The sequence below is a fragment of the Candidatus Hydrogenedentota bacterium genome (assembly GCA_016791475.1).
In the GTDB taxonomy this organism is placed as follows: Bacteria; Hydrogenedentota; Hydrogenedentia; order Hydrogenedentales; family JAEUWI01; genus JAEUWI01.
The window spans coordinates 1-16,645 of sequence record JAEUWI010000097.1 but is presented as its reverse complement, the minus strand read 5'-3'; the positions used below and the strand labels follow the sequence as shown (position 1 = coordinate 16,645).

Here is a 16,645-nt window from a genome sequence, read left to right as displayed (position 1 = left end):
ACCCATAAGACCCATAAGACCCATAAGACCCATAAGACCCATAAGACCCATAAGACCCATAAGACCCATAAGACCCCACCCAATTCACCATTCGCTATTCAAAATTCACCATTCCGCCAGGATGGCGGCCACCCCCTGCGGCGGCAAACTCCCTTTGACCTCCCCCGTCGCCCCATCAAACTCCACGCCAAAGGGAGCAATATCCAGCAGCGACGTCCCCTTCACCGCGCCCTCCACCTTCAACAGCGCGCCGCGCACCGTGGTCGCATTCGCGTTGTAAATCGTGTACACCGACTTCCCGCCCAGGGAAAACTTGTTCGCGTAGACCCCCTCCATCAACGTGTCCACATGGGGTAAGGCATCCGGCGATCGGAAGTAATCCTTATACCCCGTCAACACATCATGAAACTTCGGTGCAAGCTGGCGGAACCCCTGGCTATACCACGAGGCACCCTTCCCCTTAAGCCACAGGCCCATGCCGTGGAAAAAGGCCAGCTTCAGGTCGTCTTCCTCCGCCGGGATCGGACGGATCCCGTGCGCCACCATCTCAAAGATGGGCAACCCCGGAAAAAGATAGCGATGAAGCGGCAACTTGGTCGGCCCCAACGCATGGCGCGTATGCTTCATCCCCATGTTGAAGGCCCCATCGATCCAGGGCGTCATCGCGTCGCAGGGAATATGCTCGATGTAGATGGCGCATTCGGGCCGCACCTTGTCCAGCTCCTCCCGCACGCGCTTGAGCAGCGCAATCTCCTCCACAATCGGATTCGACGGCACGGCGTGCCCATGACTTGCCGACCAGCATTCCTTGTTCGTTCCGCAGATGCCCAATTGGTCCACATAGACTGCATCGGCCTGACTCACCCGCGCCACTTCGGCAATGTCCCCCGCCAGCGCGTCCTGCCAGCCTTTCGCACCGGGACAACAGAAAAACTCCATGTCTCCGCCCCACCAGGCGGGCTTCATACCCTCGCGAATGAGCTGCCACTCTGCCTGGCCCTTCTCCGCATTGGCCGCCCGCTTGTCGAGCAAGTAACCCTCAAAATACAGCCCCACCTGCGAACCGAGACCATGGGACACCGTAACGCCCTGCGCGAGGGCCTCCAGTCCCCCCAGGTCATTCTTCAAATAGGTCCCGACACGACCGATTTGCTCGTTATACGCCCAGCCGGAAATGTCCACCATGTCCACGCCACCAAAGGCCCACTTCGACTCCGAAATCAACCGCTCGAAGGAATAAGCCTTCTTCGCCGGGTCATACAAATAGGTCGTGCCGCCCAGTGGATAGTCCCGGCGACAATAAAACAAATCCTTCATGCCGTTGGCCCGCGTACGGGTAAAGCGCTCGCTGGCCCACGCCTTGTATTGTTGAAAAGGCCCACGCCAATCACCCTCGTGGGGCAGCAGCACGGTCGGCGGCAACGCCCTGCGCTCGCCCGACGCCAGACTCAGATTCCGATAGGAAACCGCCATCGTTGTCAGGCCGTCCGCGCCTCTCTTAAACTCAAACCACTTCCGCGTCAGCGTGTCGTCGAGCACCATATAGGCCAGGCCACCGCCCTGCTTCCCGTCGTAGCTGTCCATAAACTGCAACGGAAACTGCCCGCCATAAATCTCCGCCGTGTCGATGGGCGCGCTGTCCTGCAGGGCACTCCGCGCGCCAAGGATGTACTCCGTCTCGCCCCCACGGCTGAGCTGGACCGTCGTCATGCGCGGCATGATCGCCCAGGGCGTCCAAACTTCCACACCAAGGTTGATGAGCGCCGGGGTACATACCAGCGCGCCGTCTTCCCGGGCCACCAGCGCAAGCTCCAGTTGGCGGCTCCCATCGCCGACGTTCCAGCGAATGGTCAATCCAGGCTGCTCCGGCAGCGGGATCGCTTCAACAAACTGCAGGGGATACCCCGCCCCCGCAGGTTCCATGACCGTCACCAGTTCAAAGGGAGCCGTGATCAATTCGCGCCGCTCCGTCCCCACCTGAAAGGACCGCACAAGGCCGGCCCGATCCAGTACGATGCGCAGATTCGCACGCTCCAGCACCAGGTCTTCCGGCGCTGCGGCGGCGGATTGCACCACGGGCGCGGCAATAATCTCTGCGACCTCGGCCGTCGTGGATTCTTCGTTCTCATCAACAATAGAGGCCGCCAGAAGCGCCACCTGGCCGTAGGACATCTCCTCCACCAGCGTAACGTCCTTCAACGACTTCTTCGTATCCAGTGTAACGCGATACGCCGCCAGTCCGGCATACAGGCCCGCCCCACTTTTCCCAGTCGCAAGAGGCTGGACCACCTCCACCGAGCCGTCTCCATACTTCAGTACCACGCGAAAGGCATGGGCGCCGGGCGCATGCCCTCGTGCTTTCATCGGCCCCTCCGAATACCAGCCCTCATCGCTTCCCCACAAGCGTGCGGCAAGCAGCAGCGCGAGCGTTTTCCCCGTCCCCTCCGCCGCAAGCGTCAGCGCCCCTCCCCCATCCAACGGTGTGACCGCCGCGCGTCCTTCAATTCCAAATGGAATTTCATCAACCAGCACACTTCCTGACCGCAGCAACGCATCCGTTAATCCATAGGCCGTGCGAAACGCCTCCGATCCGCACAGGGATTCCGTCGGCAATACAAGGGGCGTGGACATCGGCTGCGTGACACTCAGGCCCTGTTTAATCGCCGGCATACTCAAACCGGTCGCCGGCTTCGCCAGAAAAGCCACCTGATTCAGCCGCACCACCACAGGCTCCGCGCCGCTGCGCACCGTAATCGTGATCTCCCCCACGCGATCGAGCTTCTCCACCGCCGACAGATCCACCACTTCCACATGCAGCCCCGGCGTCAATGTCCCACACGAAAGCCGTCCACCGCTCGCCAGCGGATTCTCCGTATTCGTCGCGCCCGGCGTGATCGGCCCGGTCGAACCATCAAAGAGTTCGATAAACGCGCCACCGTCCTCCGCCGGAGCACCCTCCACAAAATACGAAAGCGCCAGCGTGCTGAAAGGCTCCGTCCAGATCGGCTCGAAAGTCGCAGTCCAAGCCATCGCGCTGTTCGGCGTCACCACGGCCAGCCCAATGCCCGCGCCATCCTCCGTCTTCACCGCCGACGCCCCGGAATCGGGATTCGAAACCCGCCACCCCTCCGCCACCCAGGCGGCCGGCTCCAATTTCGCAAAATCCGTGCTGTGGGTGAGCAACTCATCCTGCGCCGAAGCACACAACGAAAGTAGACCAAAAACAAAAATCACCGCGAATCGCATGGGGCTTCCAATACGCTGACAATTCAGTCAGCTTTACCAGCAGTAAAACCTAACCACGAATGGACACAAATTCACACAAATGAAAAACCGGGGCTGAGTTTCTGAAACGGGGTCTACGCTCAGGCCCACAAACCTGCTCGTGAAGAACAAACAAAAGTTGTAAGCTCAAAAGTGTAATTGCACACCTATTGTCCTTCTCTTTGAGTCCTTTGAGGTTGAACTTCTTCACAAAGCCCCAGTCTACGCAATCGCCATCAATGAATTAAACGGGCCTCGCATGATCCCCGAGTCTTCCGTGTTATTCCGTACGACTATCCGTCGCTATCTTGTCTTTTCAGCAAGTCTATTCATCCAATACACTTATACCCGCATTTGATAAAACAACTTAGGAAGCGAAATTCGAGAAGAGAACGTTCCGTGGATTTCCGTGACCTTCCGTGGTCATCAGAAGAGGATTGACCACGGAGGCTCACGGGAATTCACGGAAACGAACGCGTTCAACACGCTGCGGGGGATGGCCCATGCGCATTCGTTCGTCGAGGGCAACTGGATATTCGCGTCCATTTGCGTTCATTCGCGGTTCAAATCTCTTTCATTTTCATCATATTCAATTTGCGCTAATTTGCGTAAATTTGCGGTTCAACTCTCTTGGTCGCGGCCAACGGCTGCTCTAAGACCTCCGTGATTCAGAAAGCGGAATCCTTGAAACTCATCGTGAATCAGCGGATAATTGCCGCAGACGCTCAATCCTCACATCGGATCGCCGTCTGCTCACGCAGTACCCAAAAGGATTTCTCCATGCTCCGACGCTCCCTCCTCCCCGCCGCCCTGCTCCTGCTTCTCGGCCACGCAATCGCCCAGCCCGTCGACCTCATGTCGGACACCTGGGTCGCCACCGATGCCCTCGGGCGCACCCAGCCCACCATCGACGAAACCGGCCCGGTAAAGCCCGAAAAATGGGTCGGCATCTTCTACTGGACCTGGCATCACACCATCACCACCGGTCCCAACGACAATACCAAACTCATCGCGGCGGCGGGCGATGGCCCCGTGCAATGGCCCAGCAATGGCGCGCCCAATCACTGGGGCGAGCCCGAGCTCGGCTACTACCGCATGACCGACCCCTTCGTCATCCGCAAACACGCCAGCATGCTTGTCGACGCGGGCGTGGATGTGGTGCTCTTCGACACCACCAACCCGCCCATGACCTGGAAACCGGAATACGAGGCCCTCTGCAAGGAGTACACCGCCCTCCGCGCGGCGGGCAACAAAACGCCATACATCGGCTTCATCTGCCCCTTCTGGGATCCCACGGAGGTCATCAACCGCGTATGGGAAGATTTGTATAAGCCCGGACTCTGGAAAGACCTCTGGTTCATGTGGGACGGCAAACCCTTCATCCTGGCCAACAAAGACTTCGTGAAGGATCCCGCCATGCTCGAATTCTTCACCTTCCGCCGCCCCATGCCCGACTACTGGGTGGGGCCAAGCGGACCCGATCAGTGGAGCTGGCTGGAAGTCTTCCCGCAGCACATCTTCAAGAACAGCAATGGCGAAAATGAACAGATGAGCGTGGGCGTGGCGCAAAATGCCCTGCCCGACACCCCCGGACCCGCCGCCATGTCCCTCAAGGCCGGCGCCATGGGCCGAAGCTGGCACAACGGCGCAAAAGACACCCGCGAGGGCGCGGTCAACCTCGGACTTAACTTCGAAGAGCAATGGAAGCGTGCCCTCGAGGTGGATCCAAAATTCATCTTCGTCACCGGCTGGAACGAATGGACCGCCGGTCGCTTTGAAGACTGGAACGGCTACACCGACGAGGAGTGCTACTACCCCGGCGGCCTCTTCGTCGATCAATACAACCACGAATACAGCCGCGACTGCGAACCCATGGTCGGCGGTCACACCGACAACTACTACTACCAGCTCGCCGGCAATGTGCGTCGCTTCAAGGGCGTCCGCCCCATCCCCACGGCATCCGGCCAGCATCCCGTCAGCATTGACGGCGCTTTCGACGACTGGAAGGACGTCCAGCCCGAATTCCGTGACACCATCGGCGATGTGTTCCACCGCGATCATCTGGGCTACGGCGACATCCGCTACACCAACGCCACGGGTCGCAATGATATCGTCCGCGCCAAGGCCGCCTTCGACGAATCGAATCTCTATTTCTACGCCGAAACCGCCCAGGCCATCACGCCCCACACCGATCCCAACTGGATGCTTCTCCTCCTCGACACCGACCAGGACGGAAGCACCGGCTGGCTGGGCTACGACTACATCGTCAACCACGAAGTAACCAGCGACGGCATCACCACCCTGAAGCGCTGGGAGAATGGCGAATGGAAGCCTGCGGGCGAGGCGACCTTCAGCGTAAACGGCGCCATGCTCGAAATCGCCCTGCCCCGCGCACGCGTCGGCAAGAGCGAGGGCTCGCCCAACTTCGACTTCCACTGGGCCGACAACCTCCAGTCCTTCAAAGACGTCTCCGAACTCGGCCTCCACGGCGACAGCGCCCCCAACCGCCGATGGAACTACCGCTTCGCGGTGAGCGGCAACTAGGAAGACGGACGGGCCCCGCCGAATATATTGGCCTCTACCCTTAATACAGTGCATCAACGTGGGTTAGGCGTCCCGCCTGACTGGATGACGATACTTTCCAACGATAGCTTGTTGAATTGCCAGTGACCTCGTGCTGCGTCTCATACCTAATCACCGCGCGACAATACGACGGTCATGCTGGAAGCCCAACCCACCTTGGTGCGATCTATTTGCCTGATTTCGTTTCGCAGCCCCATTGACAGACTCCCCCTGCGGGTGTACTGTGATAAAGGACACGTGAGTCGCTCCTTTTTTCTTCCTGCCACGCAGCATGGCAGCGGTCCGACTCCCACACCAGGGCAATGGAGATCGTCCTCATGCACCAGAACACCCGTCGCAAATTCATGAGCAACGTCGGCCGGGGCATGCTGATCGCCGGCCTGGGCAGCACCCTCGCCACCGATCTCGGCCTCCACGGCGACAGCGCCCCCAACCGCCGATGGAACTACCGCTTCGCGGTGAGCGGCAACTAGGAAGAGGGACAGGCCCCGCCGAATATATTGGCCTCTACCCTTAAAACAGTGCATCAACGTGGGTTAGGCGTCCCGCCTGACTGGACGACGATACTTTCCAACGATAGCTTGTTGTATTGCCAGTGACCTCGTGCTGCGTCTGATGGTTAATCACCGCGCGACAATACGACGGTCAGGCTGGAAGCCCAACCCACGTTGGTGCGATCAATTTGCCTGATTTCGTTTCGCAGCCCCATTGACAGACTCCCCCTGCGGGTGTACTGTGATAAAGGACACGTGAGTCGCTCCTTTTTTCTTCCTGCCGCACAGCATGGCAGCGGTCCGACTCCCACACCAGGGCAATGGAGATCGTCCTCATGCACCAGAACACCCGCCGCGAATTCATGAGCAACATAGGCCGAGGCATGTTGCTTGCCGGTTTGGGCAGCACCCTCGCCGCCGACTTGGGCCTGGCAAGCGCCGCCGCCGGAGAAATCGAGTCAACCCTCAACTTTGGCGCACTCGAACCCCTTGTCGCCCTCATGCGGGAAACCCCGCCCGAACGCCTCAACGCCATCCTCATCGAGAAGCTCAAGTCCGGCGCCAGCCTCAAGTCCCTCGTGGCCGCCGGGGCTCTCGCCAACGCACGCACCTTCGGCGGACAGGACTATATCGGCTTCCACACCTTCATGGCCCTTGCCCCCGCGTGGCACATGGCCCGGTCCCTCCCCATCGCCGAGCAGCCCCTCCCCGTTCTCAAGGTACTCTATCGCAACGCCAATCGCATCCAGGAATTCGGCGGGCGTGCCAGTGAAGTACTCCACCCGCTGACCGCCGATCCGATTCCGGCGGGCGCCCACGCCGGCGAATACCTCCAGACGGCCTCCCGCAGCGGCGACGTCGAACATGCCGACCGCGTCTTCGCTTCTCTCGCGAGCGGCCCCGTTGGCGAGGCCTTCAATCACCTCCAGTTCGCCGTGGAAGACGAAGTGGACGTCCATCGCGTCGTCCTCGCCTGGCGCGCCTGGGATACCATGGAACTCGCGGGCGAGGAATGGGGGCACTGCCTCCTCCGCCAATCCATCCGCTATTGCACCAAGGTCGAGCACGACATGAACGTCCGTGGCCATCAGCACTCGCCCATCCGCGAAGTACTCCCCCGCCTGCTCGATGACTACAAACTCCTCGAAAAGCCCCGCGGGCAAAACCTCGGTGACGACGCCTGGGCCCTCGCCCTCGCCAACACCATCTTCCAGGGCGCCCGGGAAGAAGCGGCACAGGCCACCGCCAACGCCCTGGCCGAAGGCTTCGCCCCCGAATCCATCGGTGAAGCCATCTCCCTCGCCGCCAACATGCTCGCCCTCCACGATCCCGGCCGCCCGGAACAGTGGGCGAATGCCGACAAACCCGCGGGCAGTTGCCACGGCGACTCCGTCGGCGTCCACGCATCCGACGCCGCAAACGCGTGGCGCAACATCGTCCGCGTAAGCGACGCCCGCAACGCCACCGCCAGCCTCATCGTCGGGGCCTTTCACACCGCCGGACAAAGCGAACGCTCCAACGCCGAGCCCTTCCCCTTCGCCGAACAGCTCGAAAAAGTCAAAGCCGATCAGCCCGAAGCCCTGCTGGCCGAGGCCGAGGCCTGCATACTCGCCAAAGATCAGGATCAGACCGCCGCCGCCGTCGCGCGCTACGGCCAGTTGGGCCACGCGCCTGGACCCGTCTTCGATCTCATGCGCAAATTCGCCACCAGCGAAGACGGCGCCCTCCACGCCGAGAAATACTTCCGCACTGCCGGAGCCGAGTTCGACGCCACCCGCCCGGCCTACCGCTGGGGTCAACTCGTCGCCCTCGCAAGAGTAACCGCCAGCGAATACGGCCACCCCGCACCAGGCTTCGAAGAAGCCAAGGCGCTTTTGAAGGTGTAATCACGGGAGGGGGGGCTTTCCAGCCCCCCATTTTATTGTGCCACTACGTTGCACAATTCGTTTGTTCCTTCCGTCCCCTCCGTCCCCTCCGTCCCTTCCGTCCCTTCCGTCCCTTCCGTCCCTTCCGTCCCTTCCGTCCCTTACGTCCCTTACGTCCCTTACGTCCCTTACGTCCCTTACGTCCCTTACGTCCCTTAAGTCCCTTACGTCCCTTAACGCTCCTCGCTCCCAGCCAACTTCCCCTTGGCCCCGCCCGTCCCATCCGTTATACTTCCCCTCCGGCAACAGCAAGGCAACCGAGAGAGCACCCGCCCCATGATGGAAGAGCACAAGCACGTCTACAGCAACCTTCTCACCCCCCTCATGTTCATCGAGCGCAGCAGCGCCGTCTACCCCGACAAGATCGCCGTCATCCACGGCGACCAGCGCTACACCTACCGCGAATTTGGCAACCGCATAAACCGACAGGCCTCCGCCCTTCGAAAACTCGGCCTCCACAAAGGCGAACGCGTCGCCTGCCTCCTCCCCAACATCCCCGCCATGCTCGAGGCCCACTTCGGCATACTCCTCGCCGGCGGCATCATCGTCCCCGTCAACTACCGCCTCGCCCCCGCCGAAATCCAATACATCCTCGAGCATTCCGGCGCGAAAGTCCTCCTCGTCGACACCGAGTTCTACCCCCTCGTCGCCGGCATCCGCGAAAACCTCCCCGGCCTGCGCCACCTCATCCACGTAGCCGACGACCCCGCCTTCCCCATCCCCGACACCCAGGACTACGAAGACTTCCTCGCCACCGGTGCCCCCGATCCCGTCCCCTGGGTGGTGGAAGACGAATACGAAGAAATCACCATCAACTACACCAGCGGCACCACCGGACGCCCCAAAGGCGTCACCTATACCCACCGCGGGGCCTGCATCAACGCCTGGGGCGAAATCATCGAAACCGCCATGACGCCCGATTCCTGCTACCTCTGGTCTCTCCCCATGTTCCACTGTAACGGCTGGTGCTTCACCTGGGGCGTCACCGCCATCGGCGCCACCCACGTCTGCCATCGAAAATTTGAGCCCGGCGCCGCCTGGAAGCTCATCCAGCAAGAAGGCGTCACCCACTTCAACGGCGCCCCCGTCGTCATGATTGCGCTTGTCAATCACCCCGACGCCCCCAACCGTTTCCAGCACCCCGTCACCATCTGCACCGCCGGCGCGCCCCCCTCGCCCACCATCATCCAGACCCTCACCGAAATGGGCGCCCACATCCTCCACCTCTACGGACTCACCGAGACCTACGGACCCTTCACCGTCTGCGCCTGGCAACCCCAATGGCGCACCCTCTCCTTCCAGGCCCAGGGACGACTCCTCGCCCGACAAGGCGTGGGCTACGCCATCGGCGGCCCCACCCGCGTCGTCGACGAACACATGAACGACGTCCCCCCCGACGGAGAGACCCTCGGCGAAGTCGTCATGCAAGGCAACATGGTCATGAAAGGCTACTGGAACGACCCCGAAGCCACCGCCACCGCCTTCCGCGGCGGATGGTTCCATAGTGGTGACGTCGGCGTCATGCATCCCGACGGTTACATCGAGCTCAGAGACCGCAGCAAAGACGTCATTATCTCCGGCGGCGAAAACATTTCCTCCATCGAAGTGGAACAAGTCCTATACAGGCACCCGTTTGTGCTAGAATGTGCCGTAGTCGGCGCCCCACACGAAAAATGGGGCGAGACACCCAAGGCCTACGTCACCCTCAAAACAGGCAAAGAACTCACCCAGGACGCCCTCATCGCCTTCTGCCGCGAGCACATCGCCCACTACAAGGCCCCGACCACGGTCGTCTTCGGCCCCCTGCCGAAAACCAGCACAGGCAAAATCCAAAAATTCCGGTTGCGCGAAAAGGACTGGGAAGGCAAAGAAAAACGTATCCAAGGCTAGCGCCCAAACGCGCAAGCGGGAGTAATCGGCATGCAGCAACACCTCGAAAACTACACCCCCGACGGCCCCGCGCTCTACATCGTCCCCGAACGAGAAATCGAAGGCTTCGACCACTACGGCCCCGGCGTATCCCTCGCCCAGTCCGACGAAGACACCCTCAACGCCCTCTGCAAATCCCTCGGCGTCGCACCCCTCTCCAGCTTCCTCAGCCAGGACACCGACGCCCTCACCGGACACCTCCGCTACGAAGGCTACGCCCTCCCCAACCTCCCCGCCCTCTCCTGGTTCACCGCCGCCGCCGGACTCAAAACCGTCCGCGCCCTCGCCCAGCACCTCGAAACCCACCCCGAAACCCTCAACGCCCAGGACGAAGCCATCCGCGAACTCCGCGAATACGAATTCGTCCTCGCCCGCTTCGAAAAAGAAGGCATCCGCTGGTACATGTCCGTAGGCTTCTAAAGGACAGCAGCGCCACGACACCAGGAGAAGCGCGACACACCGCCGGTCACCCCAAAGCCCCCCCCACACAAAAGCACCATCAGACCCGCGCGGCTATCCTGCCGTCCAACGTCGCCACCCAGCGCAAGAAAATCCCACACGCAAAGCTGGGAGCGCTGGCGAATCCCTGCCGTCCACAATTCACAATTCATAATTCACAATTCACAATTCATAATTCATAATTCCCCAACCCCGCAACATGACGCTCCAGCATAGCCGCCCTCTTCCGCCCCGAAGGGGCAACACAGCATAGCCCAGGGCAACGCCCTGGGTAAGACCAATATAAATAACCAGCCCTGAAAGGGCGACACACAGGATCTCGGACATTCCTGTCCGAGGCAGAGCCCACGTTGGTATTGAATGGCACGAAGCGCGAGTCGGGCGTCTCTTAATTGCCGAAATCATGACGCAATTGCGTCAAGCATTCCTGCAAGTTTCAAGAGCGTGTCCAGAACAGCGGCCAATATGCCTCAGACATGAATGTCCGAGATCCTTGTTCCGCAGGCATGCTGGACAAGTACATTTGGAATCAGTAACCACCGGTAGAACCGGTGGTATGCGGAAGGCCCCTGAAAGGGGCCGCAGTGGATTGAATGTAAAGCCACGTTGGGTTTTAGTCCCGCAGGGACGGCATATCGTAGCCCAGGTCGAAGACCCGCCGTGGTGGGCGCGAGCGAAGCGGGATCCTATCTTATAGGGGGTCACCCTCGCGCCCCCCATCGGAATCATCACAGCCAGGGAGATACACCGCGACCCCGCCGTAGCACGACCGTCACAAAAAGCAACGAAGCGACGCCCAGGATTTACTCAATCGGCCCGCCATTCGCCTTCATCACCTCCTCCAGCGTCACGGGAGCGCCGCCGCGCCGTTTGCTCTCGTCGGCCGCTTCCATGAACGCGAAGAGCTCGATGGTCTCCTTCGGGTCAATGGGCACCACGCCGGTCTGGAAAAATTTCACGATCTCGCGGACCAGCGGCGCATAGTCCCCGCTGCCATTCTGCGAGGCGACCTTGTTCGTGCCGAAGAGGATCACCTGGTGGGGCGAGGCCTGGTTGCGCAGGCCCCGGAAGGTGCCCACCTTGCCATCGGCCCACACACCCGTCACCACATCCGTGTCGGACGTGGACGTGCGCACGACGCTGACGCAGCCCGTGCCCAGCGCCGTATAGAGCGCCTCCATCGCATGAACGCCATACCAGAAGAGATCCGGGTGGGTCGGCTCCAGCGTGCTGGGCCCATAGGAAATCGCGCCGCGAATCGTGCCCACGTCTTCCTTCATCAGCGCGACCATGGAGTCGTAGTAGCGGTAGGACGACGAACTGAACCACTTCACATTGTGCTTCTTGCCGAGGTTGTAAATCTCGATGGCGTCCTTCAGGGAACCAGCGACGGGCTTGTCGATAAACACCGGCTTCCCGGCGGCAAAGACGGGCTTCACCTGCTCCAGGTGGGGGCGCCCGTCCACGCTCTCCAGCAGCACGGCGTCCACCAGCGTGCAGAGTTCTTCGATGGTCGGAACAATCTTCACGCCGAAGTCTTTTTCCAACTCCGCCGTGTAGCCTTCCACCCGCGAATGGCTCGATTCGATATCGGGGCTGCCGCCCTTAAACGCCGCGACCACTTTCGCGCCGGGGATATACGCGGGATTCGTCGTATCGTTCAGCAGCTTGGTGAAGGCGATCACGTGGGACGTGTCCAGCCCGATGATGCCGACCTTGATGTCATCCGCCAAAACGGGCGCCGCCACCGCGGCCACAGCGGCGAGGCATACGCCGAGAATTGATTTCATGGAAAACTCCTTGGGGTTGAGTGCGATTGCAAAGGGCATGATAGGCGCAGCAACAAGGTTGAATCAAACACAGCGAGGCTGCGCAGGCCCTGCTTCTGATAAGAAAGGGGACCGCCGGTTATTGCCCGGCGATCCCATCCGTCCTGTCGGTCTAATCCGTCCTGTCACGCAAATTGCGGAATCTTCAGCAACTCCCCGTCCTTCATCGCCGACTGGTGCGCCACGATACCGCCCACCGTCATGTCCAGCGCCCACTTGATGTTAACCAGCGGCTGGCGCTTCTCAATGATGGAGTGAACAAACTCGTTGGAGAGGTAGCCATGGGAACCGCCATGGCCGCCGGGGTCCACCGTCGGGGGAAGGGGTGGCTTGCGCAGTTCAATCCCCTTGATATCCGTCAGGCCCTGGAATTGGCCGTTGTACATCGTGCCCTTGTCGCCGCGAACCCGGCCCATCTCGCCGCCCACGCCGGGCGTGTCCCAGCTCACCGCCATGCGCGACATGCCGCCGCCGCTCGTGCGGAACATGGCGATTTCCGTGCCGAACGGATTCTTGTAGATATTGTTCTCCGGCTTCAGGTGATCGATGATGCTCGGAATGCCCATGCAGGAAACTTCCGTGAAGCTTTCACCCGTGACGCAGGTGTGGTAGGCGTTGGAGTGCGTAGGGTAATACTGCGGCGGCAGGCCGATGCGCCAGCCCTTGTAGGAATCGATGGGCACGTCCATGTAGTGGTAATACTCGCCCTCCGTGTAAAGCATTCGGCCGAAGTGACCCTGTTGAAACAGCAGCCGCATGGCGTACAGATCATCGTGAAACGATGATGTCTCCATAAGCATGTAGTTCAGCCCCGTCTCCTTCACCGTCTTGTAAAGCTCTTCCGCCTCTTCCAGCGAGCCGAACGTAGCCGGCACCGCGCAGCACACGTGCTTGCCGTGCTTCAACACCTCGATGCAGTGGCGCGCATGGCTCGGCGCATCCGTCGCCACGAACACCGCTTCAATGTTGTCGTCCTTCACCAGTTCTTCCAGCGAGGGATAGGTCTTGGCGCATCGGCAGGCCTCGGCCAAGCCCTTGCAGTTCTCGGGGATCAGGTCGCTCACCGCCACCACCTCGACATTCGGGTGATCCTGAAAGCCGAAGGCCGCGCCGAAGCGGCACACGCCATAGCCCACGATGCCAAAGCGGACCTTCCGGTCGGACACCGGCGTCCAGACCTTCTCCGTCTGCACCGTGGTCGCGGTTTCATCAAAACCCTGAATCTTTTCCTCGGCCGCAAAGGCAAAGCCGCTGGCGCCGGCAAAACCAGCCCCCAGGGAAAGATGTTTCAAAAAGCTGCGGCGTGAACTCATGATAGTGCTCCTATGGGGTGTCGGGCGTCGGTTACTTCGGCACCCGTGTTATGTTCGTTTCGGAATACAACCGCTAGATGCTTATCGCAGTGAGACAGGCATGCACAGTCTAAAAATCATTCAACCACGAATGAACACGAATCCACACGAATAAGAAACCGGGTTCCAGTTCAGTATTCGCATTCGAACTCGCTAAAACTGGGCGATGTGTCTCTCCTATTCGTGTAAATTCGTGTCCATTCGTGGTTCAGTCCAATTTATTCAATTTGCGTTCATACTTCGTGTTCTTCGTGTCTTCGTGGTGCAAATCATTGTTTTCAAGCCAGCGATTCAAAGTGGGGAATCTTCAACAGCTCCCCATCCTTCAATGCCGACTCGTGGGCCACAATTCCGCACACGGTCATGTTCAGGCTCCAGGCGATATCAATCAGCGGGCGGCGCTCCTGCAGAATCGCCGTGATGAATTCCTCCGTCAGATAACCGTGGGAGCCGCCGTGGCCGCCGGGGTCCACGCTCGAAGGCAGGGGCGGCTTCGCCAGCTCAAGACCGCTGATGTCCTCCAGGCCCTGATAGGTCGTCCCGATGACCGAGCCCTTCTCGCCCCGCACCCGGCCCACCTCGCCGCCGTAGCCCGGCGAATCCAGGCTCACCAGCATGCGCGACATGCCGCCGCCACTCGTGCGGAAGAGGGCGATCTGCGTGCCGAATTTATTTTTGTATTGATTCTCCCCGCTCGCCCGATCCGCGAGGATGCTCGGCAGGCCCATGCAGGAAACTTCGGTGTAGTGCTCGCCACACACCGCCACGTGGTAAGCCGTCGAGTGGGTGGGATACCAGATCGGCGGACAGGCGATGCGCCAGCCCTTGTAGGAGTCGATGGGCGTATCGACATAGTGGTAATACTCGCCTTCGCTGTAAACGATGCGCCCAAGCTTCCCGGCGTTGTACAGCGTGCGCATGGCGTAGCAATCGTCGTGATAGGCCGACGTCTCGAACATCTGGTAGTTCTTTCCGGTCGCCTTGACCGTGTCGTACAACTGCTGCCCCTCTTCCAGGGAGCCCCAGGTCGCCGGCACCGCACACCCCACGTGCTTCCCGTGGTTCAACGCAAGCATCGCATGCCGCGCATGGCTGGGCGCGTCCGTTGCCAGGAATATCGCCTCCAGCGTGTCGTCCTTCACCATTTCTTCGAGGGACGGGTAGGTCTTCTCGCAGCGGCACGCCTTCGCCAGTTCCGCGCAGCGCTCGGGAAAGAGATCGCTCACCGCCGCGACTTCTACATTGGGGTGATCCTGAAAGCCGAAGGCCGCGCCGAAGCGGCACACGCCATAGCCCACAATGCCCACGCGCACCTTGCGATCAGAAATGGGCTGCCAAACCTTGCCCTGCTGCACCGTGGTGGCTGTTTCGTCGAAGCCCTGAATCTTCTCCTCCGCACCAAAGGCCGCCCCCCCCACACCGGCCAGGCCCGCCCCCAGGGACAACTGTTTCAAAAAGCTGCGTCGTGAATCGGGCTTCATGATTTCTGGCTCCTCGTTCGCCCGGATCGGGCGCGCCATCAAGATGTTCGATTGTGTTAATTTATGTTCTCAACGATACAAAATCTTCGACACGCTGTCAAGACTTTCCCGCATCAATTTCGCCAATCAATCGCGCCGCGGTGCCATGAAACATCGCCTCCACCTGCGCACGATCGATTCCGAGATCTTCGCAGGCGCCCTTGAGCGCCTTCATCGCCTCGTACATGTACAGCGTGTATTGCGCCTCGATCTCGGGCGATTCGCGCACCTTGTTGAAGTAGAAGTCGTGGCTTGTGCGGTTGGTGTAGGTTCGGCCCGACCATTGGCGTCGACCGCGCATGTAGAAAATCGGATTGTCCGTCGCGTACATGATCCGCTCGGGGCCAATCGTCTCCAGCGCATAGCGATGCACTTCCGGATTGAGCACGGCGGAGTTGTCGAAGTACAGCCCCGGATCCTCCTTCAGCGGCGCAAGACCCTCCTGCGCATGAGGCAGGGTGTAGCTGCGACCAAGGTGCGCGATCACCAGCTTTACGCGGGGATAACGCGAGCGAATCTCCTGGACCTCGCGAATGTTGTCCGGATGTCCCAGGCGGTCGGCCTTGGGCACATGCATCGTCACCCAGGCTCCCCGCTCGTTGAGCACCTCGAATTGATGGTGAGGCAGAAAATCGAAAATACTCGCTTCAATATAGCGGTCGCGCGAGGTGGCATCGTAGCCGATGAGCGAATAGTAGGGCTTCACGCCGATGCATCCCGGCTGGTCGAGCCACCACGCGATCTGCTCCGCGCGCCACGTGGGCCGCACCACCGCCAGGGTATGCCAGCCCTTCGCAAGGGCCCGGGGCATCAAATCCAGATTGGCCCCCTCCACTTCCCAGCTCAAATTGGGCACGGTGAAGGCCAGCGCGCTCACTTCGCGACCGGGATACACGATGGCGTGATTGCGCTCGGCGGAGTCGGGATCTTCGGCATGGGAAAGTTCGTTGACCCAGTAGTCTCTGCGCATCTCCTCCGTGATGGTCTCGATCTTGAAGCGCGGGTCCGCCATGTGAACATGGCAGTCAAGAATCCGCCGGGGCACCCAGTCCTCCAGATGCTCCGCCCAGAAAGCGCGGTCGACGTCGTTGTAGGTGTAAACATGGTGTAAGGGGATGGTGGTCATTGAGGATTCCTGACAGAACACAGATTCGAGTGAAAAATGGGGCGTATCGGACCAAGGTATCGAAAAAACAGTTCAAATCGCGCGCAACCCATAAGACCCATACGACCCATACGACCCATACGACCCATACGACCCATACGACCCATACGACCCATACGACCCAT

The 16,645-nt window shown here is 60.5% G+C and carries 11 protein-coding genes; 5 read left to right on the top strand and 6 right to left on the bottom strand.

Features of this window, described 5'->3' with window-relative positions:
- Positions 1-105 precede the first annotated feature (105 nt).
- Entirely contained in the window at positions 106-3,246 is a 3,141-nt protein-coding gene (locus tag JNK74_27725; protein ID MBL7649981.1) for a hypothetical protein, read from the bottom strand.
- A 798-nt stretch (positions 3,247-4,044) separates the two neighbouring features.
- Here JNK74_27725 and JNK74_27720 point away from each other — a divergent pair.
- The 3 genes from JNK74_27720 to JNK74_27710 all read left to right on the top strand — a co-directional run bounded on the left by JNK74_27720 (position 4,045) and on the right by JNK74_27710 (position 8,227).
- Positions 4,045-5,808 carry a hypothetical protein gene (locus JNK74_27720; GenBank protein MBL7649980.1) on the top strand — a complete coding sequence of 588 codons (1,764 nt, stop codon included), beginning with the start codon at positions 4,045-4,047 and terminating at the stop codon, positions 5,806-5,808.
- A gap of 356 nt (positions 5,809-6,164) precedes the next feature.
- Complete coding sequence (locus JNK74_27715) at positions 6,165-6,320, top strand: hypothetical protein (GenBank protein MBL7649979.1); 156 nt, start codon at positions 6,165-6,167, stop codon at positions 6,318-6,320.
- 341 nt (positions 6,321-6,661) lie between these two features.
- The gene (locus tag JNK74_27710; GenBank protein MBL7649978.1) at positions 6,662-8,227 is read left to right on the top strand and encodes a hypothetical protein; all 1,566 of its coding nucleotides are present in this window, start codon (positions 6,662-6,664) and stop codon (positions 8,225-8,227) included.
- A 43-nt stretch (positions 8,228-8,270) separates the two neighbouring features.
- On the opposite strand, the gene JNK74_27705 is transcribed toward JNK74_27710, so the two are convergent.
- Entirely contained in the window at positions 8,271-8,489 is a 219-nt protein-coding gene (locus JNK74_27705) for a hypothetical protein (GenBank protein ID MBL7649977.1), read from the bottom strand.
- Positions 8,490-8,542: 53 nt separating this feature from the next.
- Between JNK74_27705 and JNK74_27700 the strand changes: the two genes are divergently transcribed.
- Together JNK74_27700 and JNK74_27695 are read left to right on the top strand one after the other, a co-directional pair.
- The gene (locus tag JNK74_27700) at positions 8,543-10,156 is read left to right on the top strand and encodes a long-chain-fatty-acid--CoA ligase (GenBank protein MBL7649976.1); all 1,614 of its coding nucleotides are present in this window, start codon (positions 8,543-8,545) and stop codon (positions 10,154-10,156) included.
- A gap of 30 nt (positions 10,157-10,186) precedes the next feature.
- Positions 10,187-10,615 (top strand): hypothetical protein, encoded by a 429-nt coding sequence (locus tag JNK74_27695; GenBank protein MBL7649975.1) that lies wholly within the window; start codon positions 10,187-10,189, stop codon positions 10,613-10,615.
- 842 nt (positions 10,616-11,457) lie between these two features.
- Here JNK74_27695 and JNK74_27690 read toward each other — a convergent pair.
- The 4 genes from JNK74_27690 to JNK74_27675 form a co-directional block, all read right to left on the bottom strand.
- Positions 11,458-12,483: a Gfo/Idh/MocA family oxidoreductase gene (locus tag JNK74_27690; protein ID MBL7649974.1), complete on the bottom strand. Its 1,026-nt coding sequence runs from the start codon at positions 12,481-12,483 to the stop codon at positions 11,458-11,460.
- Positions 12,484-12,608: 125 nt separating this feature from the next.
- Positions 12,609-13,796 (bottom strand): Gfo/Idh/MocA family oxidoreductase, encoded by a 1,188-nt coding sequence (locus JNK74_27685; protein ID MBL7649973.1) that lies wholly within the window; start codon positions 13,794-13,796, stop codon positions 12,609-12,611.
- Between the two features lie 317 nt (positions 13,797-14,113).
- The gene (locus tag JNK74_27680) at positions 14,114-15,289 is read right to left on the bottom strand and encodes a Gfo/Idh/MocA family oxidoreductase (GenBank protein ID MBL7649972.1); all 1,176 of its coding nucleotides are present in this window, start codon (positions 15,287-15,289) and stop codon (positions 14,114-14,116) included.
- Between the two features lie 124 nt (positions 15,290-15,413).
- Positions 15,414-16,481 (bottom strand): amidohydrolase family protein, encoded by a 1,068-nt coding sequence (locus JNK74_27675; protein MBL7649971.1) that lies wholly within the window; start codon positions 16,479-16,481, stop codon positions 15,414-15,416.
- Between the last annotated feature and the right edge of the window lie 164 nt (positions 16,482-16,645).

What these genes read in the sequence shown, in the direction of transcription:
- JNK74_27725 (MBL7649981.1), bottom strand. Translation starts at nt 3,246, where the DNA reads ATGCGATTCGCGGTGATTTTTGTTTTTGGTCTACTTTCGTTGTGTGCT.
- JNK74_27720 (MBL7649980.1), top strand. Translation starts at nt 4,045, where the DNA reads ATGCTCCGACGCTCCCTCCTCCCCGCCGCCCTGCTCCTGCTTCTCGGC.
- JNK74_27715 (MBL7649979.1), top strand. Translation starts at nt 6,165, where the DNA reads ATGCACCAGAACACCCGTCGCAAATTCATGAGCAACGTCGGCCGGGGC.
- JNK74_27710 (MBL7649978.1), top strand. Translation starts at nt 6,662, where the DNA reads ATGGAGATCGTCCTCATGCACCAGAACACCCGCCGCGAATTCATGAGC.
- JNK74_27705 (MBL7649977.1), bottom strand. Translation starts at nt 8,489, where the DNA reads ATGGGACGGGCGGGGCCAAGGGGAAGTTGGCTGGGAGCGAGGAGCGTT.
- JNK74_27700 (MBL7649976.1), top strand. Translation starts at nt 8,543, where the DNA reads ATGATGGAAGAGCACAAGCACGTCTACAGCAACCTTCTCACCCCCCTC.
- JNK74_27695 (MBL7649975.1), top strand. Translation starts at nt 10,187, where the DNA reads ATGCAGCAACACCTCGAAAACTACACCCCCGACGGCCCCGCGCTCTAC.
- JNK74_27690 (MBL7649974.1), bottom strand. Translation starts at nt 12,483, where the DNA reads ATGCCCTTTGCAATCGCACTCAACCCCAAGGAGTTTTCCATGAAATCA.
- JNK74_27685 (MBL7649973.1), bottom strand. Translation starts at nt 13,796, where the DNA reads ATGAGTTCACGCCGCAGCTTTTTGAAACATCTTTCCCTGGGGGCTGGT.
- JNK74_27675 (MBL7649971.1), bottom strand. Translation starts at nt 16,481, where the DNA reads ATGACCACCATCCCCTTACACCATGTTTACACCTACAACGACGTCGAC.